The 17326-nt window shown below is 52.9% G+C and carries 18 protein-coding genes; 9 read left to right on the top strand and 9 right to left on the bottom strand.

Going from position 1 to position 17326, the window contains the following annotated elements; genetic code table 11:
* Positions 1-301: 301 nt before the first annotated feature.
* Positions 302-571, bottom strand: coding sequence for a 30S ribosomal protein S15 (gene rpsO, locus AURUGA1_RS02765; RefSeq protein ID WP_096381651.1), 270 nt, complete (start codon positions 569-571; stop codon positions 302-304).
* Between the two features lie 176 nt (positions 572-747).
* On the opposite strand from rpsO, the gene AURUGA1_RS02760 reads away from it, so the two are divergent.
* The 3 genes from AURUGA1_RS02760 (at position 748) to AURUGA1_RS02750 (ending at position 1838) form a co-directional block, all read left to right on the top strand.
* Positions 748-1146: a DUF805 domain-containing protein gene (locus AURUGA1_RS02760; RefSeq protein ID WP_205214670.1), complete on the top strand. Its 399-nt coding sequence runs from the start codon at positions 748-750 to the stop codon at positions 1144-1146.
* A gap of 72 nt (positions 1147-1218) precedes the next feature.
* Entirely contained in the window at positions 1219-1611 is a 393-nt protein-coding gene (locus AURUGA1_RS02755) for a DUF805 domain-containing protein (RefSeq protein WP_162784036.1), read from the top strand.
* A 5-nt stretch (positions 1612-1616) separates the two neighbouring features.
* Positions 1617-1838, top strand: a complete 222-nt coding sequence (locus AURUGA1_RS02750) for a DUF167 domain-containing protein (RefSeq protein ID WP_114128774.1) — start codon at positions 1617-1619, stop codon at positions 1836-1838.
* On the opposite strand, the gene AURUGA1_RS02745 is transcribed toward AURUGA1_RS02750, so the two are convergent.
* The 3 genes from AURUGA1_RS02745 to AURUGA1_RS02735 all read right to left on the bottom strand — a co-directional run bounded on the left by AURUGA1_RS02745 (position 1835) and on the right by AURUGA1_RS02735 (position 4509).
* Positions 1835-2521, bottom strand: a complete 687-nt coding sequence (locus tag AURUGA1_RS02745; protein ID WP_114128773.1) for an alpha/beta hydrolase — start codon at positions 2519-2521, stop codon at positions 1835-1837. The two genes, AURUGA1_RS02750 and AURUGA1_RS02745, sit on opposite strands and share 4 nt — an antisense overlap.
* Positions 2522-2523: 2 nt before the next feature.
* Positions 2524-2898 carry an FKBP-type peptidyl-prolyl cis-trans isomerase gene (locus AURUGA1_RS02740; protein WP_096381664.1) on the bottom strand — a complete coding sequence of 125 codons (375 nt, stop codon included), beginning with the start codon at positions 2896-2898 and terminating at the stop codon, positions 2524-2526.
* A gap of 66 nt (positions 2899-2964) precedes the next feature.
* Positions 2965-4509: an amino acid permease gene (locus tag AURUGA1_RS02735; RefSeq protein WP_114128772.1), complete on the bottom strand. Its 1545-nt coding sequence runs from the start codon at positions 4507-4509 to the stop codon at positions 2965-2967.
* 225 nt (positions 4510-4734) lie between these two features.
* Here AURUGA1_RS02735 and AURUGA1_RS02730 point away from each other — a divergent pair, with 225 nt between their 5' ends.
* The 6 genes from AURUGA1_RS02730 (at position 4735) to AURUGA1_RS02705 (ending at position 11154) form a co-directional block, all read left to right on the top strand.
* Positions 4735-6102 (top strand): glutamine synthetase family protein, encoded by a 1368-nt coding sequence (locus tag AURUGA1_RS02730; protein WP_114128771.1) that lies wholly within the window; start codon positions 4735-4737, stop codon positions 6100-6102.
* Positions 6083-6862, top strand: a complete 780-nt coding sequence (locus AURUGA1_RS02725; RefSeq protein ID WP_114128770.1) for a gamma-glutamyl-gamma-aminobutyrate hydrolase family protein — start codon at positions 6083-6085, stop codon at positions 6860-6862. Before AURUGA1_RS02730 ends, AURUGA1_RS02725 begins: the two co-directional genes overlap by 20 nt.
* The gene (locus AURUGA1_RS02720; RefSeq protein WP_114128769.1) at positions 6856-8217 is read left to right on the top strand and encodes an aldehyde dehydrogenase; all 1362 of its coding nucleotides are present in this window, start codon (positions 6856-6858) and stop codon (positions 8215-8217) included. Before AURUGA1_RS02725 ends, AURUGA1_RS02720 begins: the two co-directional genes overlap by 7 nt.
* A 33-nt stretch (positions 8218-8250) precedes the next feature.
* A complete protein-coding gene (locus AURUGA1_RS02715; protein ID WP_162784035.1) occupies positions 8251-9042 on the top strand; it encodes a 3-oxoacyl-ACP reductase in 792 nt (263 codons plus the stop codon).
* A gap of 9 nt (positions 9043-9051) precedes the next feature.
* A complete protein-coding gene (locus AURUGA1_RS02710) occupies positions 9052-9822 on the top strand; it encodes a FadR/GntR family transcriptional regulator (RefSeq protein ID WP_114128768.1) in 771 nt (256 codons plus the stop codon).
* 72 nt (positions 9823-9894) lie between these two features.
* Positions 9895-11154 (top strand): APC family permease, encoded by a 1260-nt coding sequence (locus AURUGA1_RS02705; RefSeq protein ID WP_114128767.1) that lies wholly within the window; start codon positions 9895-9897, stop codon positions 11152-11154.
* Here the strand turns inward: AURUGA1_RS02705 and AURUGA1_RS02700 are convergent.
* The 5 genes from AURUGA1_RS02700 to AURUGA1_RS02680 all read right to left on the bottom strand — a co-directional run bounded on the left by AURUGA1_RS02700 (position 11126) and on the right by AURUGA1_RS02680 (position 17309).
* Positions 11126-12811 carry an amidohydrolase gene (locus tag AURUGA1_RS02700; protein ID WP_114128766.1) on the bottom strand — a complete coding sequence of 562 codons (1686 nt, stop codon included), beginning with the start codon at positions 12809-12811 and terminating at the stop codon, positions 11126-11128. The genes AURUGA1_RS02705 and AURUGA1_RS02700 overlap by 29 nt on opposite strands.
* A gap of 32 nt (positions 12812-12843) precedes the next feature.
* Complete coding sequence (locus AURUGA1_RS02695) at positions 12844-13674, bottom strand: aldo/keto reductase (protein ID WP_114128765.1); 831 nt, start codon at positions 13672-13674, stop codon at positions 12844-12846.
* Between the two features lie 28 nt (positions 13675-13702).
* Positions 13703-14227, bottom strand: coding sequence for an adenine phosphoribosyltransferase (locus AURUGA1_RS02690; RefSeq protein WP_114128764.1), 525 nt, complete (start codon positions 14225-14227; stop codon positions 13703-13705).
* Between the two features lie 30 nt (positions 14228-14257).
* Positions 14258-15694 (bottom strand): aspartate ammonia-lyase, encoded by a 1437-nt coding sequence (locus tag AURUGA1_RS02685; RefSeq protein ID WP_256372994.1) that lies wholly within the window; start codon positions 15692-15694, stop codon positions 14258-14260.
* A 211-nt stretch (positions 15695-15905) separates the two neighbouring features.
* On the bottom strand, positions 15906-17309 hold the full coding sequence (locus tag AURUGA1_RS02680) for an aldehyde dehydrogenase family protein (protein WP_114128763.1): 1404 nt from the start codon (positions 17307-17309) through the stop codon (positions 15906-15908).
* Positions 17310-17326: the final 17 nt, after the last annotated feature.

Here is a 17326-nt window from a genome sequence, read left to right as displayed (position 1 = left end):
TCGTCGTTACCCCGTGTGGGTACCGACTCATACATCCGGAGCGAAGCATGGCAGAACGAAGCCGCTCAAACACGGACATACGTTGCACGAGTATCAGACTTCGTGCTGGCCACCAGTAGAAATCCACCAACAAATGTTGGTAAACCACCACCGAAGACCAGCGAACTGCCTGCCTGCTCTACTTCAAGAGTACCCCAAAACCCTCAATAAACCCATGAAGGCTGGTATGAGAAGGTGAATGTCAGGTTAAATGCCAGATGCCACCGCGAACAGTGGCATCTGGTGAAGAACGAAAAGTCGACTATCGACGCAGTCCGAGTCGCTCGATGAGCTTTCGGTAACGGTTAATGTCTACATCAGCTAGGTAGCCGAGAAGACGACGACGCTGACCAACGAGCAGCAGCAGTCCACGACGTGAGTGGTGGTCGTGCTTGTGCTCCTTGAGGTGCTCAGTTAAGTCCTTGATGCGCTTGGTGAGAAGAGCAACCTGAACCTCAGGAGATCCAGTGTCACCGGGGTGAGTTGCGTATTCGTCGATGATCGCCTTTTTGACATCTGCTTCAAGTGCCATAGTGGGATCCCCTTTCTTAGTACCTCGTTGCGCGGCGCCCCATGCCTTGTGCGTGGAGCTCTCTGTATCCGCGGCCGTTAGACGGCAACTTCACAAGATTAGCAGAGCTTTGGCACGCCCAAAACCACAACTCAGCTCTATCCGATGACTACCGAGGTACCCTGAAAGAAGAGGTTGTGAACGACACAACCGAAGAAATAGGGAGATTCATCATGAATTTCGTTGAATCCATCAAGTTTGGTTTTAGCAACTACGTGAACTTCAAGGGACGCAGTCGCCGTTCAGGTTTCTGGTACTGGTACCTTTTCACCATCCTTGTATCACTCGTGTTCAATGTCCTCTCTGGAGGTAAGTCAGAGAGCTTCTTTGGCTTCTTGGGAGGACTTGCTGCTTTGGCAATCTTCTTACCATCACTGGCTTATTCCATTCGTCGCCTGCACGACATCAACAAATCCGGATGGTTCATCCTCTTTGCTTTTATTCCACTAGTTGGCTGGATCTTCCTGCTGGTGTGGTACGTCAAAGACAGTGACCCCACTGACAACCGATTTGGGCCCAACCCTAAAGCTGCATAAATATCTGTCGCTATTACTGCTGCCTCCCACAATGTGGGAGGCAGCAGTCGCTTAATGCGAGAAGATGGATGCATGAGTTTTGCAGAAGCTATTCAGTCCGTCTTTTCCAAGTTCAATAAGCTCCAGGGCCGCTCCCCTCGCTCAGAGTATTGGTACTGGAGATTGTTCGTTTTCATCGTCTCCTTAGTGGCAGTTATCCCGGTGGTCCTTGTCGCCATGATGGTGCGTCAGGGTGATGTCTGGGCATTGTTCCCTTTCCTCATCGCAGCTGGTGCCATTGCCGTGTTCTTGTGGTTACTGACCATTACTGTGACCGTGCGTAGACTTCACGACCAGGGCGTTAGCGGTTGGTTCTTCCTGCTCTTTCTCATTCCCAGTGTGGGCTGGATTATCGAGCTGGTGTTCATGTTGCAGCCCAGCCAGCCTGGCTCAAACAAGTACGGCGCCCCCTACCTCGCCAAGTAATTTCCATGCGCATTGTTGTTCGGGTCAAACCTGGCAGCAGCAAAGGACCTCTCATTGAAGAGGATGCCGAAGGACTTGTTGTCTTTGTGAAAGAAAAAGCAATCGATGGCGGCGCCAATGAGGCTGTTGTGAAATTGATTGCTGAGCACTACAGCACTGCCAAGTCTCGCGTTCGAGTGGTGCGTGGTCACACGTCACGCATCAAACAGATTGAAATTGACGACTAAAGCCCGACGTGCTTTCTGAGGAAGGCGGTAGCGTCTTCAATTTCTTCTAGAGATAGCCCGTGCCCAACGTGAGCATAAAGCTGTGCATCAACATCAAAATGTGCCGGAAGCCAACGACGAGTAAATTCAATGAGGTCGGGGGTAATCACGGGGTCTTGAGGATCTCTGCCCCAGAAAATGGGTGGCTTAACCGCAGCGAGCGCAGCATCGCGTTCTTTCCCACCTTCTGTGGTGTCATCCACGGCGAAGCTAGCTAAGAATACTCCAGCGCTAAAACGCTCTGGCTGGTGACGGAAGAGCTGGGTGAGCATAACCCCACCCTGGGAGAAGCCCAGCAGGGCAACATCTTGAAAACCGCCAACTTCGTCCTCGAGCTCATCGATCCAGGAAATCAGTTGATGTGTGGAGCGCGTCACCTCGCTCACGTCACGTCGAAGAGTCGCATTCTCTGCGTCGTAGTCAATCTGGAACCAGGCATAACCCGGGCCAGCACTCAACGGAGCACGAAGAGACGCAATCACAAATTCCTCGGGCATGTATTGCCCCAACGAGAAGAGGTCACCCTCGTTCGAGCCGTAGCCATGCATCATCAGAAGCAGGGGACGTTCGGCCAAAGCGGAGGCGACCTTTTCGCGTGGTATTGACCAGCGCACAGCGGTGCTGTCGATGGCAGGAAAGGTCATACTTAGCTAACGCCCAGCAGGTCGATTACGAAGATGAGGGTCTTGCCAGAGAGGCGGTGTCCGCCACCAGCTGGACCGTATGCCTTTGCTGGAGGGCATACGAGCATACGGCGTCCGCCGACCTTCATTCCAGGGATACCTTCTTGCCAACCGGAAATGAGTGCCTGCAGGGGGAAGTTGATGGATTCACCTCGGTTCCAGGAAGCATCAAACTCTTCACCGGTTTCATATTCAACACCGACGTAGTGAACGTCAACGGTTGCACCGGGGGTTGCTTCAGCACCGTCACCCACGACGATGTCGGTGATAACGAGCTCCGAGGGAGCTGGCTCCATAGGAGCATCGATTTCTGGCTTTGTGAGGTTGTGTTCAGTCATGCATCAATACTGTCAGAGAAAAGGGGGCCGGTTCCCTCAAGGAACCGACCCCCAACTGTGTTGTTGTTATTTCTTGTCGTCGTCTACGCCGTCCATGGCGAGGAGCTCTTCCTCAACCTTTCCGCCGTAACCTTCCTTTTGTGGGTCACCGTGGAGACCACCTGAGACTGCGTACTCCTCTTCGGGAGAAAGAATCAAATTCTTTCGACCATAGACAGCGAAGCTCAGCAGCATGATGGCGTAGATCACAGCGATAGCGATGATTGCTGGTCGTGCGGGTTCGTTGATAAAGAACCCGAAGAAGATTGCAATCGATACTGTTGCTGCGATAACAGCACCAGGAATACCCCAGGGGCTCTTGTAGGGGCGGTTTGCCTTGGGGAACTTCTTGCGCAGAACGATGAAGGAGATCATCTGCAGCACGTAGGCAATTACTGCACCCCATACAGCGATGTTCAGCACGATTGCTCCAGCAACACCACCGGCACCACCCAGGCTGTCAACAGTGACCAAGGCGACAAAACCGATAATGGCGCCCACGGTCAATGCGACATAAGGGGTCTGGCGTTTTCCGGTGAGGGAGAACACCTTGGGGTAGTAACCAGCACGAGACAGGGAGTACATGTTACGTCCGTAAGCAAACATGATTCCTTGCAGTGAAGCAAGCAAACCAATGAGTGCGAACAATGCGAGGACTGCAGCTGCACCATCACCAACCATGGCACGGAAGCCATCAAGCAGTGGCTCACCGGCGGCACTGATTTCTTCAGCACCAACCAAGGCAGTGTTGAGGAAGAGAACCAACAGACCGGTAATGATCAGTGTGGTGCGAGCAATCAAACCAGCACGTGGGATATCACGAACGGGGTTGTGAGATTCTTCTGCAGCCAGTGGAAGCTCTTCAATACCGAGGAAGAACCACATTGCGTAGGGAAGAGCGAAGAGGATTGGCAACCAACCGTATGGCAGGAATGCGGACTGTCCTTCTTCAGGAGCAATGTTCCACAGCGAGTTAAAGTCGAGCTTGCCGGAGAAAAGGGCCATTGCTGAGAAGACCAGCAAGATAGCAATCGAGATGATGGACACCACAATTGCGAACTTGAATGAGATGTTTGACCCTGCAGCATTGAGCAAGACAAACACTGCGTACAAAATGATGTACCAGACGAACATGGGCAGGGACACTCCCAGCAGTTCTGCGGTAATACTGTTCGCATAAGAAGCAGAGAAGAACACGATAACAGCAGTGGTTGCCACGTACTCGATTGTCTCCGCAAGCCCAGTTGCCAGACCGCCCCAGGGACCCAGGGCAGATCGGGCGAAGGAGTAAGCACCACCAGAGTGAGGCATCGCAGCGGCCATTTCACCGATGCTGAACATCATTCCGTAGTACATGAAGATCAAAACGGCGAATGCGATCAGCATTCCACCAAAGCCAGCGAACCCAATTCCGAAGTTCCATCCGGAGAAGTCACCAGAGATAACTGCTGCGACGGCGAGACCCCAGAGGCCCCACAATCCAGCAGAACGCTTGAGCGTCCGTTTCTTGAAATAGTTAGCGTCTGCGGTTGTGTACGTCACACCCGAGACGTTCAAGGTGTCTTTGGACATTTACAATTTCCTTCTGCTCGGGTTGAGCACCTCTATACGAGGCGAGGCACACAACGCTGTGAGATTCCTTGGAGATGACTATATGCCTCAAATTGGTTCTTGTAACTACCTTTAACAAAAATTTTTTCAAAAATAAATCTGTTATTTACCTGATAAGACTTGACAGCCATCACCCAATAGGGTGGTCTAATGGTTGAAATACCTACCTCAAGGAAGAGAGTGACGATGTCCAGTGCCGCAGGAAACCTCACCCCTGAAGGGCTTAAAGCCCTCGTCGAGGACGGAAGCATAGACACCGTCATCGTCTCATTTACGGACATGCAAGGCCGCTTGGTGGGTAAGCGTGTTTCTGCGCGTTTGTTTGTGGAAGACGTCATGTCACACGGTGCTGAGTGCTGCAATTATCTTTTTGCTGTTGACGTGGAAAACAACACCGTTGATGGTTATTCGATCTCCAGCTGGGAACGCGGCTATGGAGATATGGCCATGATTCCCGACATGAGCACGCTGCGAACAGCACCCTGGCTTGAAGGAACAGCCATGGTGATGGCAGATATGCAATGGTTGGACCACACCCCCGTGAAGCAGTCCCCTCGTGAAATTCTGCGCACTCAGATCAATCGTCTAGCTGAACTGGGATTGGTCCCCTATGTCGGAACAGAACTTGAATTCATTGTTTTTGATGACACCTACCGCGAAGCGTGGGCCAAGGGGTATGACAACCTGCGTCCCTCCACGGACTACAACGTGGATTACGACCTCCTGGCCTCAACCCGCGTGGAACCCCTATTGCGTGACATTCGCAATTCGATGGATGCAGCAGGAATGTATTGCGAAGGCGTCAAGGGTGAATGCAACCTGGGACAGCAAGAAATCGCGTTCCGCTACGACCATGCACTCGTTACGTGCGATAACCACTCCGTATACAAAAGCGGAGCAAAGGTTATCGCCGATAAGCACGGCAAATCATTGACCTTTATGGCGAAATTCAATGAGCGCGAAGGAAACTCATGCCACATTCACATCAGCCTGCGTGACAACGACGGCAACCCTGTGTTCGCAGACAAGAGCCAAGAACACGGAATGAGCAAACTGTTCCGCCACTTCTTGGCAGGTCAGATTGCTGCAATGCGTGAACTTTCATTGTTCTTTGCACCGAATATCAACTCCTACAAGCGTTACGTTGACGGCAGCTTTGCCCCCACCGCAGTTGCGTGGGGTCTCGACAACCGCACGTGTTCATTGCGTGTGGTGGGCCAAGGCCACGCGATGCGTGTAGAGCAGCGTGTTCCTGGTGGAGATGTGAACCAGTACCTCGCGGTTGCTGCATTGATTGCAGCCGGACTGCACGGTATCGAAAACGAACTGGAACTCGAACCAATCACAACCGGAAATGCCTATACCGGGGGCGCTCCACGTGTTCCATCGACCCTACGCGAGGCCGCTGAACTCTTCGCGCAGTCAGAGATTGCCCAGAAAGCTTTTGGCCAAGAAGTAGTTGATCACTATCTCAACTATGCCCGCATTGAAGTGGCAGCTTACGATGCAGCTATCACCGACTGGGAGCGTGTCCGTGGCTTCGAACGACTCTAAACCACAGCCTGTCATCGGGCTAACCACTTACCTCGAACAAGCCACCTCAGGCGTGTGGGATGTTCAGGCTGCCTTCCTACCCAAGGTGTATTTTGACGCAGTTAACAAAGCAGGCGGAATAGCTGTGCTCATTCCGCCCCAGGCCGTCAACGCTGAAATCGCCAACACCATTCTTGACGGCCTCGATGGCTTGATTATTTGCGGCGGAAAAGACGTCAACCCAGCCCGTTATGGCCAAACACCCCACCCCCTCACCGATGAACCCCGCCCTGATAGAGACAAACTCGAAGATGAACTCCTCTCAGCAGCTATTGAACGAGAGCTCCCCTTCCTAGGCATCTGCCGTGGCGCACAAATGCTCAACGTGATTCGTGGCGGAGATCTCATTCAACACCTGCCGGAAGTTGTCGGAGATGACCGATATCAAAAAGGGCAGGGAAACTTTAGCCATATCCCTGTACAAGTAAAAGAAGACTCACTTCTTGCACACGTTTTGGGGAACTCCTCCCCTGTTGGTGCGATGTACCACCACCAAGCCATCGGGGAAGTCGGGGAAGGCCTCTCCGTCGTTGCCACTACTGAAGACGGGGTGATCGAGGCATTGCAGTTAGATGATGTTCCGTTTGGCCTAGCTGTGCAGTGGCACCCAGAACAAACCCCTGAAGACATAGGCCTCTTTGAAGGCCTCGTTGAGGCAGCTCGCGAGTATGCCCTCACCCACCGTCGCAGTCTTTCCTCATCACAAAGGAGCTCATCGTGAGTTACACCATCATCAACCCCGCTACCGAAGAGGCCGGGGAAACTATTGAGCACCTCAGCCTGGAACAAACCGATGAGGCCATCAATAAGGCCCAGAAAGCACAAAAAGAGTGGGCGACACGCAACCCAGCAGACCGTGCAGCAGCGTTGCGTTTATTCGCCGATGCGGTTGATGCGGATGTTGAAAACCTGGCGCAACTTGAAGTACGCAACTCTGGCCACCCCATCGGCCAAGCCCGCTGGGAAGCAGAACACGTGCGCAATGTCTTGGAATACTACTCAGCAACACCTGAGCGCCTCTTTGGTAAGCAGATCCCTGTCGCCGGCGGACTCGATGTTACCTTCCAAGAACCTCTTGGGGTAGTCGGGGTCATTACCCCATGGAACTTCCCCATGACCATTGCCTCGTGGGGTTTTGCTCCAGCACTGGCGGCTGGAAATGCTGTCGTCCTCAAACCAGCCGAGTGGACTCCACTGACCAGTATTCGCTTAGGTGAACTTGCACTTCAAGCTGGGCTACCCGAAGGACTATTCCAAGTTTTACCCGGAAAAGGTTCTGTCGTTGGTGAGCGCTTCGTCACGAACCCAACCGTTCGCAAAGTCGTCTTTACCGGCTCAACTGAGGTAGGCAAGCGGATCATGGCAGGCGCTGCTGACCAGATTAAGCGCGTCACGCTGGAACTGGGCGGTAAGAGTGCCAACATCGTCTTTGCTGATGCTGACATCGAAAAAGCGGCGGCAACCGCTCCCTACGGGGTTTTTGAAAACGCTGGGCAGGATTGTTGTGCTCGCAGTCGCATCTTGGTTCAGCGAAGTGTGTATGACAAGTTCATGGAATATCTCGAGCCTGCCGTCAAGGGCGTCAAAGTGGGTGATCCCCGCGATGAGGCAACAGAGATGGGACCTCTGGTGCACAAGAACCACTACGACAGTGTTTCGCGCTATGTGCCCAGTGACGCTCCTGTGGCATTTCGAGGCACCGCACCTGAGGGGGCAGGATATTGGTTTGCTCCCACAGTCCTCACTCCAGGATCTCGTGACCACGTGAGTGCAACTGAGGAAATCTTTGGCCCTGTTGTCACGGTGCTTCCTTTCGATGATGATGCAGACGCGATTGAGCTCGCTAACGCAACGGAGTACGGCCTGTCAGGTTCCATCTGGACTCGAGACGTCGGCCGCGCCATCCGTATTTCGCGCGGTGTGGAATCAGGTAACTTGTCTGTGAATTCGCACTCTTCCGTGCGCTACAACACTCCCTTCGGCGGCTTCAAACAATCCGGTTTGGGTCGTGAGCTGGGTCCCGATGCGGCTTTGGCATTTACGGAGACCAAAAACGTCTTCATCCCTGCTGACTAAACAACTTTCATAAACCTCACAAAGGAGAAAACAATGAGTATCGAAAAAATAGACCTCACCCAGCGCCTTGCTGGCAAGGTTGCTGTCATTACCGGTGGTGCAAGCGGTATCGGGCTCGCCACTGCCAAGCGCTTTGCTGCTGAAGGCGCAACTGTTGTCATCGGTGATATGGACCCTGTGTCCGGAGAAAAAGCTGCTGCAGAAGTAGGTGGCCTTTTTGTTCTGGTGAACGTAACAGATGAAGATCAGGTCAACAACCTTTTCGATACTGCGTTTAAGGTTTATGGCTCAGTAGACATCGCCTTCAATAACGCAGGTATTTCTCCCCCCGATGATGACTCCATCGAAACAACCGAACTACCTGCGTGGAACAAGGTCCAGGATGTGAACCTCAAGTCTGTGTACCTGTGTTCTCGGGCTGCACTGCGCCACATGGTCAAGCAGCAAAGCGGCTCGATCATTAACACCGCCTCTTTTGTTGCTGTGATGGGTTCTGCAACTTCTCAGATCTCTTACACCGCGTCCAAGGGTGGTGTTCTTGCGATGAGCCGTGAACTGGGTGTTCAGTTTGCTCGTCAAGGAATCCGGGTTAACGCACTGTGCCCTGGGCCCGTGAACACTCCCCTGCTTCAGGAACTCTTTGCGAAGGACCCTGAGAGGGCGCAGCGTCGTCTGGTTCACATCCCTATCGGACGCTTCGCCAAACCAGAAGAACTAGCTGCAGCCGTTGCGTTCTTGGCAAGTGATGACTCCTCCTTCATTACAGGATCTACCTTCCTGGTTGATGGTGGAATTTCTTCTGCGTACGTCACCCCTCTGGACTAAGCACCTCCAATGTCGCCAGAGTTCCACTCCGACCAGGCCGTCGCGGCAAATCCACTTAATGGAGATTTGTTGCTTCGGCCTGTTCGTGGTGGAAACACCTATGAGGAAACTGTCGAGCGGCTTCTTCAAACTATTCGCTTAGGTCTTGCCCTTCCCGGGGCACAGTTTCCTCCTGAGCGAGAACTCGCGGCAATGCTTGAGGTCAGTCGGGACACTGTGCGCTTAGCAATATCTGCGCTGGTTGATGCTGGTTATCTTTTCGTCAAACGTGGCCGTTACGGCGGAACATTCGTGGCAGAAAATCTGCCCAGTCAGCCTCTGCGGATGGGGCGTGATGGCGAGCTCACTCACAACGTGGAATTTACCCATGACGAACTAGAAGACGCACTCATCCTTCGTGAGATTTTGGAGTGCGGTGCTGCCGAATTTGCTGCCGTACGGAGTTTGACCTCCGTGGAGCGGGAACAACTGTGGGCAGTGTTGAAAGAGACTTCTTTGTCCACAGCAGAGAACTACCGCATGCTCGATTCCAGACTTCATTTACTCATTGCTGAGCTCACCGGCTCACCCTCGTTACTGTCGGAAGTGGCCTCCTCGCGCATGCGAATCAACGAATTGCTCGATGGTATTCCCCTTTTGGCGCCGAATATCTCTCACTCCAACGAACAGCACGAGGCAATTGTGTTGGCCATCTTGACTGGTGACTCCGAAAAGGCACGTGCTGCCATGGCAGACCACGTGTCAGGATCTGCTGCACTTCTTCGTGGTTTCCTCGGCTAGCCCGGAATGAGATGTCGCATCTTCAGGCGTCAGAAGTCATGCTGGCGCCAGTTTTCATGGCAGAGTGAATAAGTGAGCGAACACAAGGGCACCTTAGGTATTGCGCAAGGAACCGCTCTCTACATTGCCAGCGTTCTCGGTACCGGAATCTTGGTTTTACCTGGTTTAGCAGCACAAGTTGCCGGGCCTGCCTCCATTCTGTCGGTCGCCATCATCTTCTTTCTCTCCATCCCCTTGGCTGGAACCTTTGCCGCGTTGGCTGCACGTTATCCAGACTCTGGTGGTGTTGCCAGTTATGTGCGCAAATCAATGGGAAACACCTGGGCTCGTGTAGCTGGGTATCTTTTCTACTTCGGTGTTGCTGCTGGCGAGCCGGTGGTCGCGGTGATGGGTGCTGAATATGTCATTGCCATTACGGGCACTGACCGCGCCCTGTTGCCCTTGGTTGCCGGGGTGTTGTTCCTGGTTCCCTTCACCCTGAACCTGTTCGGAGTGAAAGTTGCCGGCTGGGTTCAGCTGGGCTTGAGTGCACTCCTGGTTGTCGTTGTCGTGGGTGTGATTACCTACGGTGCACCTGCGGTGCAGGAAGAAAGTTTCACTCCCTTCATGCCTCACGGCTGGATTGGCGTGGGAGTTGCCATCAGTTTGTTTGTGTGGGCCTTTGCTGGTTGGGAGGTTGGAACCCACATCGCCGCCGAGTTTAAGAACCCTCGCCGAACCATCCCGATAGCAACCGCAATTGCACTCGTGATTGTTGGCCTGGCATATCTAGCACTTCAGTGGGTCACCATTGGTGTTCTGGGAGAAGACGCAGGCAAGGGAAGCGTCCCTTTGCTCACGCTGGTGAACGAAACAGCACCCAAGGCAGGTGCAGTTATCATCGCTAGCATTGCCGCCATCGTGTCTTTGGGTGTACTCAATGCCTATCTGGCGGCCATCGGCAAGCTCGGTGCTTCCTTGGGCCGAGACGGGGATCTCCCCCGCTATTTAGCCAAGGGGGCAGAGCCCGATGAAATTCCTCGCCGAAGCTTGATGCTTTCACTGATTATTTCGATTGTTTTCTTCTGCGTGCTCTTTGCGCAAGATTTCCAATTGCTTACCCTCATTCCCATTCACCTCAGCTCCATGGTGGCTATCTATGTCTTAGGAATGACTGCTGCAGTGTTGATCTTCCCTCGCTGGAGCTGGGATTGGTGGGTTGCCATCGTGGCACTGGTTATGACCATTGTGTTGCTGGTCTTAAACGGCCCCAACGTGTTGTTCACTCTTGGGGTGGTTATCGTTGCCGTTAGTGTGACCCTGGTTAAGCGTTCACGTTCTGCTCGAACGTAATTTTTCCGTCCATCATGGTCAGCACAATAGGCGTGGAATGAATCTGGTGTGGGTCTATCTCAAACAGGTTGTTGGCTAGAAGAACAAGATCTGCACGCTTACCAACCTCTAGTGAACCAATCTGGTCTTCCATGCGTATCTGGTAGGCAGCGTTTATCGTTGCGGCCGCAAGTGCTTGTTCCACACTGACCCGCTGGCGCTCAATAAAGACGCGGTCTTCAGGAAACCCTGGGCGTTGTCTCGTAACAGCCGCTTCAATCTGAATCAAGGGAGCGATTTCTGAGATGAGAACCCCTGGAATATCTGCACCATAGGTGACGACAGCGCCGCTTCTGACAAGATCGCCATAGGGAAAAGATTCCAATTCGACACGCTGTGGCCCAAGGAGTTCTTCATAGACATCGATGTAAACACCGTTGTAGTTGGTTCCCCACATCGGTGTCACATTTGCAATGACGCCCAGTTCGGCAAAGCGCGGAATATCGTCAGGGTGAACCAAAGTGTTGTGGCAGACGGTGTGACGAGAATCACCACGCCCAATGCGTTGTTGCACGCGCTCTATGGCATCCAGGATTACTCGAACAGAGCCATCACCGTCGTTGTGGATGTGCATATCGAAACCAGCACGTTGCGTAGCTTCAATTTGAGCTTCGATGTGCTCCGGGGTGAATGACATGGTTCCGCGGCCATGGTGTCCTGTGCAGAAAGGCTCCAAAAGCAATGAGCCATAGCTCATCATGGTTCCATCTGCCCAGAGTTTGTTGACACTAACGCTGACATGCTCTGAAGCGTATTTTTTATTCCATTGCACCAAAGTGTCCGTGACGTGCTGGGGCACATCATCTGCGTTCCTGGTCCAGACCGACCCAACTATTCGAATCGGCAGATTGCCAGCTTTATCTCGTTCGACGAGCATCTGGAAGATCGGTTCTGACTCGTCTTGCTTTTCTCCGATGAGAATTCCCGCGTCATAGGTAGCTGTTATCCCCCAAGAAGGTGCAGGATCAACTGTGAGCTTCATTGCTTCGGTGATGCCCTCGGGTGAAAAGAAACCTAAGCGTGAGCCGATAAGCAAACAGGTTGCGCCCTCAACACCGTGGCCTGTGGGCCATCCGTCCTCATCTCGGACAAAATACTGTGCACCCGGAACCGGATCGGGGCTGTCCTTGGTCAGTCCACACACGTTCATTGCAGCAGTGTTGAACCAAATATCGTGAGCATCGGCCGACAGCAGGGCCATCGGACGATCTCCAGTAATCTCATCGAGCCATTGTCTGCGAGGAGAACCCTCTTCAAATGAGGCCGGCATCCACCCGTGTCCTCGAAGAAGTGTTCCTTCAGGTGCTGCATCGACCCACTCTTTGATGGCAGCACACACCTGGGCAGTCCCGGTTATCCCACTGAGGTCAACTCCCACTTTTGTGGCAGCACCCATAATCAGGTGATCATGCGCGTCAATAAACCCGGGAAGCAACATGCCGCCGGAGAAATCTATCTGCCTAGTGTCATTTGTCACGAATTCACGTGCACCTGAGAGATCCCCGACATAAATAATGCTCTTTCCCTCCACCACCAAGGCCTCAGCAACGGGCTGTTGAGGGTTGAGGGTGTAGACGGTACCGCCGCTGAAGAGAAAACGTGAATCGCGCACAGACATCTTCGAAAACTTTCTAGCTGGGAACTTCCCGGTTACATTTCTTCGTGGGTGTTGGGGTCTCCGCCCCACAAGCGACCACGTTCAAGACTGGAGATGAGGCTAATCTCCTCAACAGTAAGGTCAAAACCAAAGCTGTTCAGATTCGAGGCTTGACGCTCTGGGTCACCAGACTTCGGCAGAGGAATCATGCCCTGCTGCGTGTGCCAGCGAAGAATGAGCTGGGCTGGGGTTATTTGATGTGCTTCGGCAAGATCAGTGATGATCTTCTCATTGCGCAGTTCCTCTGTCTTACCCAGTGGACTCCAACTTTCAGTCTGGATGCCCAACTTGGCATGGACCTCACGCATATGCGCTTGGGGGAAATAGGGGTGCAATTCAATTTGATTCACCGAGGGCACGACCCCGGTTGCATCAATAATGCGGGTGAGGAACTCTTCTGTGAAGTTACACACACCAATACTTCTAGCGAGGCCATCCTCTTTGAGCTCGATCATGGCCTGCCACGAATCGAGATAGCGGTTCACGCTGGGATTGGGCCAGTGAATGAGGTAAAGGTCGATGAAGTCCAAGCCCAGCGCCTGACGGCTGAGCTCAAATGAGGCCATGGTTTCGTCAAACCCGTGTGCAGCACCCGGAAGCTTGGTGGTGACAATAATCTCTTCGCGTGGAACACCCGATGCAGCAATGGCTTTGCCGACTTCAACCTCGTTGTTGTAGCGAGTTGCCGTATCAATCAGACGGTATCCCGAGTGAATGGCAGACACAATTGAGGCAATGCCGTCATCGTCAGTAAGTTTGTATGTTCCCAAGCCAATCTGGGGAAGTACGAGTCCATCATTGAGCGTCACGGTAGGGATTGTCATGACTCTAAGCGTAGAGGTTTGTTGGGTTCTACAGAGTAACGAGTGAATGAATCTCGCGGCCAGCTAAACGCTGGCGCCCCTCGAGGGCTTCGAGCTCCAACACCACTGCAATACCAGCGACTGTCCAGCCCGCACGCTCAATAAGTGAGACGGATGCATTAATTGTTCCACCTGTTGCCAACACATCATCCAAGACCAAAACTCGTGCTCCTGCTGGAAGTGAAATCGGGTTGACCTCCAATGTGGCGGTGCCATATTCGAGGTCATAGGTTTCACCAATAATGTCTCCTGGAAGCTTGCCACCCTTGCGAATAGGAAGTACCCCCACACCCCCATCAATTGCTGCGGCAGCCGCGAGCAAGAAGCCACGGGCTTCCAAGCCAGCCACCGCATCAAACTTGCCTGCAAAAGGCTCGATGAGCCCATCCACTACGGCACGGAATGAAGGCCCGTGGGCAAAAACCGGGGTTAAGTCCCGAAACAGGATCCCCTCGGAGGGAAAATCTGGCACGGTCAACATGCGTTGCATGACGACCTCGGATGCGCTACTCATCTCTCCAGCGTAACCAGAGAACGCTGAGGATTAAGCTTCCATCCCTGAAATCTTGGCTGGAGAGAGTTCACGCAGAACATCCTCTTTGGACATCAAACCTGCTTCAACAACAAGATCAGCCACTGGGCGGCCAGTCTTGAGAGCCTGTTTGGCCAGCTCTGCTGCAGGAGCGTAACCAATGAATGGAATGAGTGCAGTGATAACACCAACGCTGGAGGCCACCATTCCTTCGAGACGCTCAACGTTGGCAGTAATGCCTTCGACACAGTTCACGCGCAGTGTCATACACGCCTGGGCTAACCAACTAATGCCTTGAAGCAGGGAGTAGGCGATGACAGGTTCAAATGCGTTGAGCTGAAGCTGGCCGCCCTCGGCTGCCATGGTGACTGTGACATCATTTCCGGCAATTGCATAGGCAACTTGGCTCACCGCCTCAGGAATAACAGGGTTAACCTTGCCCGGCATGATGGAGGACCCTGCCTGCTGGGCAGGAAGGTTTATTTCTCCCAAACCTGCTTGAGGACCAGAGGAAAGCAAACGAAGGTCATTACTGATCTTCGAGAGCTTGATGGCCGAGCGTTTGAGGGTTCCGGAGAAGCTCATAAATCCACCGGCGTCGCTGGTTGCTTCAATGAGGTCTGGGGCGCTTTGAATGTCGAGACCAGAAATCTTGGCCAAGTGACGCACAGCTGCCTCGCGGTAGCGAGGATCAGCGGTGATTCCTGTACCAATAGCGGTAGCGCCAAGGTTGATTTCGCTGAGCATCCAGACGGTTTCTGTCAGACGGTCATAGTCTTCGCCCAAGGTGGTACCAAATCCGTGGAATTCCTGACCCAAAGTCATGGGCACAGCATCTTGAAGTTGGGTGCGACCAACTTTGAGGATGTGCTTGAATTCTTCACCCTTGGCGTTGAAGGCGTCACGAAGTAAACCCAATTCCTTGAGCAGGTGAGGCAAGGCGAAAGCCAGAGACAACTTGACTGCTGTGGGGTAGGTGTCATTGGTGGACTGGGACTTGTTCACATCATCAATGGGGTGCATGTATTGGTATGCGCCCTTGGCATGGCCCATGATCTCCAAACAACGGTTAGCAATAACTTCATTGGCGTTCATGTTCGTGCTGGTACCAGCGCCACCTTGAATGATTCCCACGACGAATTGTTCATGCCAGGCGCCGTCAATGATTTCTTGGCACACCCGGTCGATGATTTCTGCCTTGTGCGGGTCGAGTACACCAATTTCGAGGTTGGCACGGGCTGCAGCCTGCTTCACACACGCCAAAGCAACAATAAGTTCAGGGAAAACCGAAATTGGACGCTTAGCGATGGGGAAATTCTCCAGTGCACGAGCGGTGTGAACACCCCAATATGCGTCTGCAGGAACTTGCATGGCTCCCAGCGAGTCAGTTTCTGTGCGAGTAGCTGCCGGCGCGATGGGCAGTTGCGCATTCCCCGAGAAATTGCCCACCTTGTCGGTTGAGGACAATCCAAGAGTGTCGATTGGACGTGTTGAAGGTGTTGTCTGTTCAGACACTGGTTATCAGCTCCATTGCTGTGTTGAAAGGACTTTGTGGGTCGAATTTGAGTCTATGTGTGTCTTTTGGGGCCAAACAAGAAGACTGTCCAGTTTTTCAGACAAAAAACAGCGTTTTTTGACAAACAGTCAGCTTCTTGAAGATTTAGCTCAGTTTGCGCAACAAACCACGAATCATTTTCTTTTTTGACTCGGTATAGGGAGGAAAAATCAGCGCAAGAGTTTCCGGCTTGAAGGACTTTGCAAAGACTGCCTTCTCATGGCTAAACGTGTCGAAGGAACGCTTGCCACGATAGGCACCCATACCACTGGCACCCACTCCCCCAAACGGAAGCTCAGGAACGCTGAGCTGCACCACAGCGACGTTGAAAGCTAGAGAGCCTGAGCTGGTTCGTTCGGTGAAGGCGCGACGAACCAGAGTGTTTTCGCTGAAAACATAGAGAGCTAAAGGTTTTGGCTTGGAATTGATGAAATCAATAGCGTCATCAAGATCTTGCACGGTAATCATTGGCAAAATAGGCCCAAAGATTTCATCCTGCATCACAGGTGCATCGCGGGAAACTTCAGCGAGCACCGTGGGCGGAATAAATTTCTGTTTGGCATCTGGGGCACCGTCTGCAACAACGCGTCCGTCTTGAAGGAGTCCAGTAAGCCGTTCAAAATGTCCCTGATTGATAATCCGGCCATAGTCGGGAGAATTCTTGGGCACAGGGCCATATAGAGAAGCAATAGCGGCTACCAGGTGCGCCTCCAACTCATGTTGCACAGCTGAGGTGGCCAGCACATAGTCCGGCGCAACACAGGTTTGACCAGCATTGAGATATTTTGCCCACGCAATGCGTTGCGCGGCTGCCTCGAGGTCAACCGACTCATCGACATAGATGGGAGATTTTCCGCCAAGCTCGAGAGTCACGGGAGTCAAGTGCTTGGCTGCAGCCTCGAGAACTATCTGACCGACCCGTCCGTTGCCGGTGTAAAAAATGTGGTCATAGCGCTGCTCAAGTAGCCAACCGGTCTCTTTCGCAGCACCCTCCACGATTGTCACGGCACGAGTGTCCAAATACACCGGGATGAGCTTGGCTAAGGCAGCAGAGGTTGCTGCGGACATTTCACTGGGTTTCAGCACTGCGGCATTTCCCGCTGCAATGGCGCCAATCAAGGGTGCAAGCAAAAGCTGCAACGGATAATTCCACGGCGCAATAATCAACACCACACCTAAGGGCTCACTGACGACAAACGCTTTACCCGGCATCATCGCAAGCGGGATGGAGACTCTCTGAGGCTTTAGCCATGTCGACAAATTCTTGAGAGCATAATCAATGTCACCGAGGATGATGCCAATTTCTGTCAACTGCGCTTCGGTGGCAGATTTTCCCAGGTCTTTCGCGAGAGCTGCTTCCAGAACGCTTTCATTGTCGGTGATCAACTGTCTCAGTGCACTGAGTTGGTTGATGCGCCACTGGCGCTTCTTTGTCAGACCAGAATCAAAACTCTCACGGAGCTGGGACACTAGCGCTGTGGCATCTGATGCTTTCTTGAGCGTGCTCATGAAGTACACACTACGCC

The sequence above is a fragment of the Aurantimicrobium sp. MWH-Uga1 genome, assembly GCF_003325955.1.
GTDB lineage: Bacteria > Actinomycetota > Actinomycetes > Actinomycetales > Microbacteriaceae > Aurantimicrobium.
Note: the sequence above shows the minus strand (reverse complement) of the source record. Positions and strands in the feature narration are given on the sequence as shown.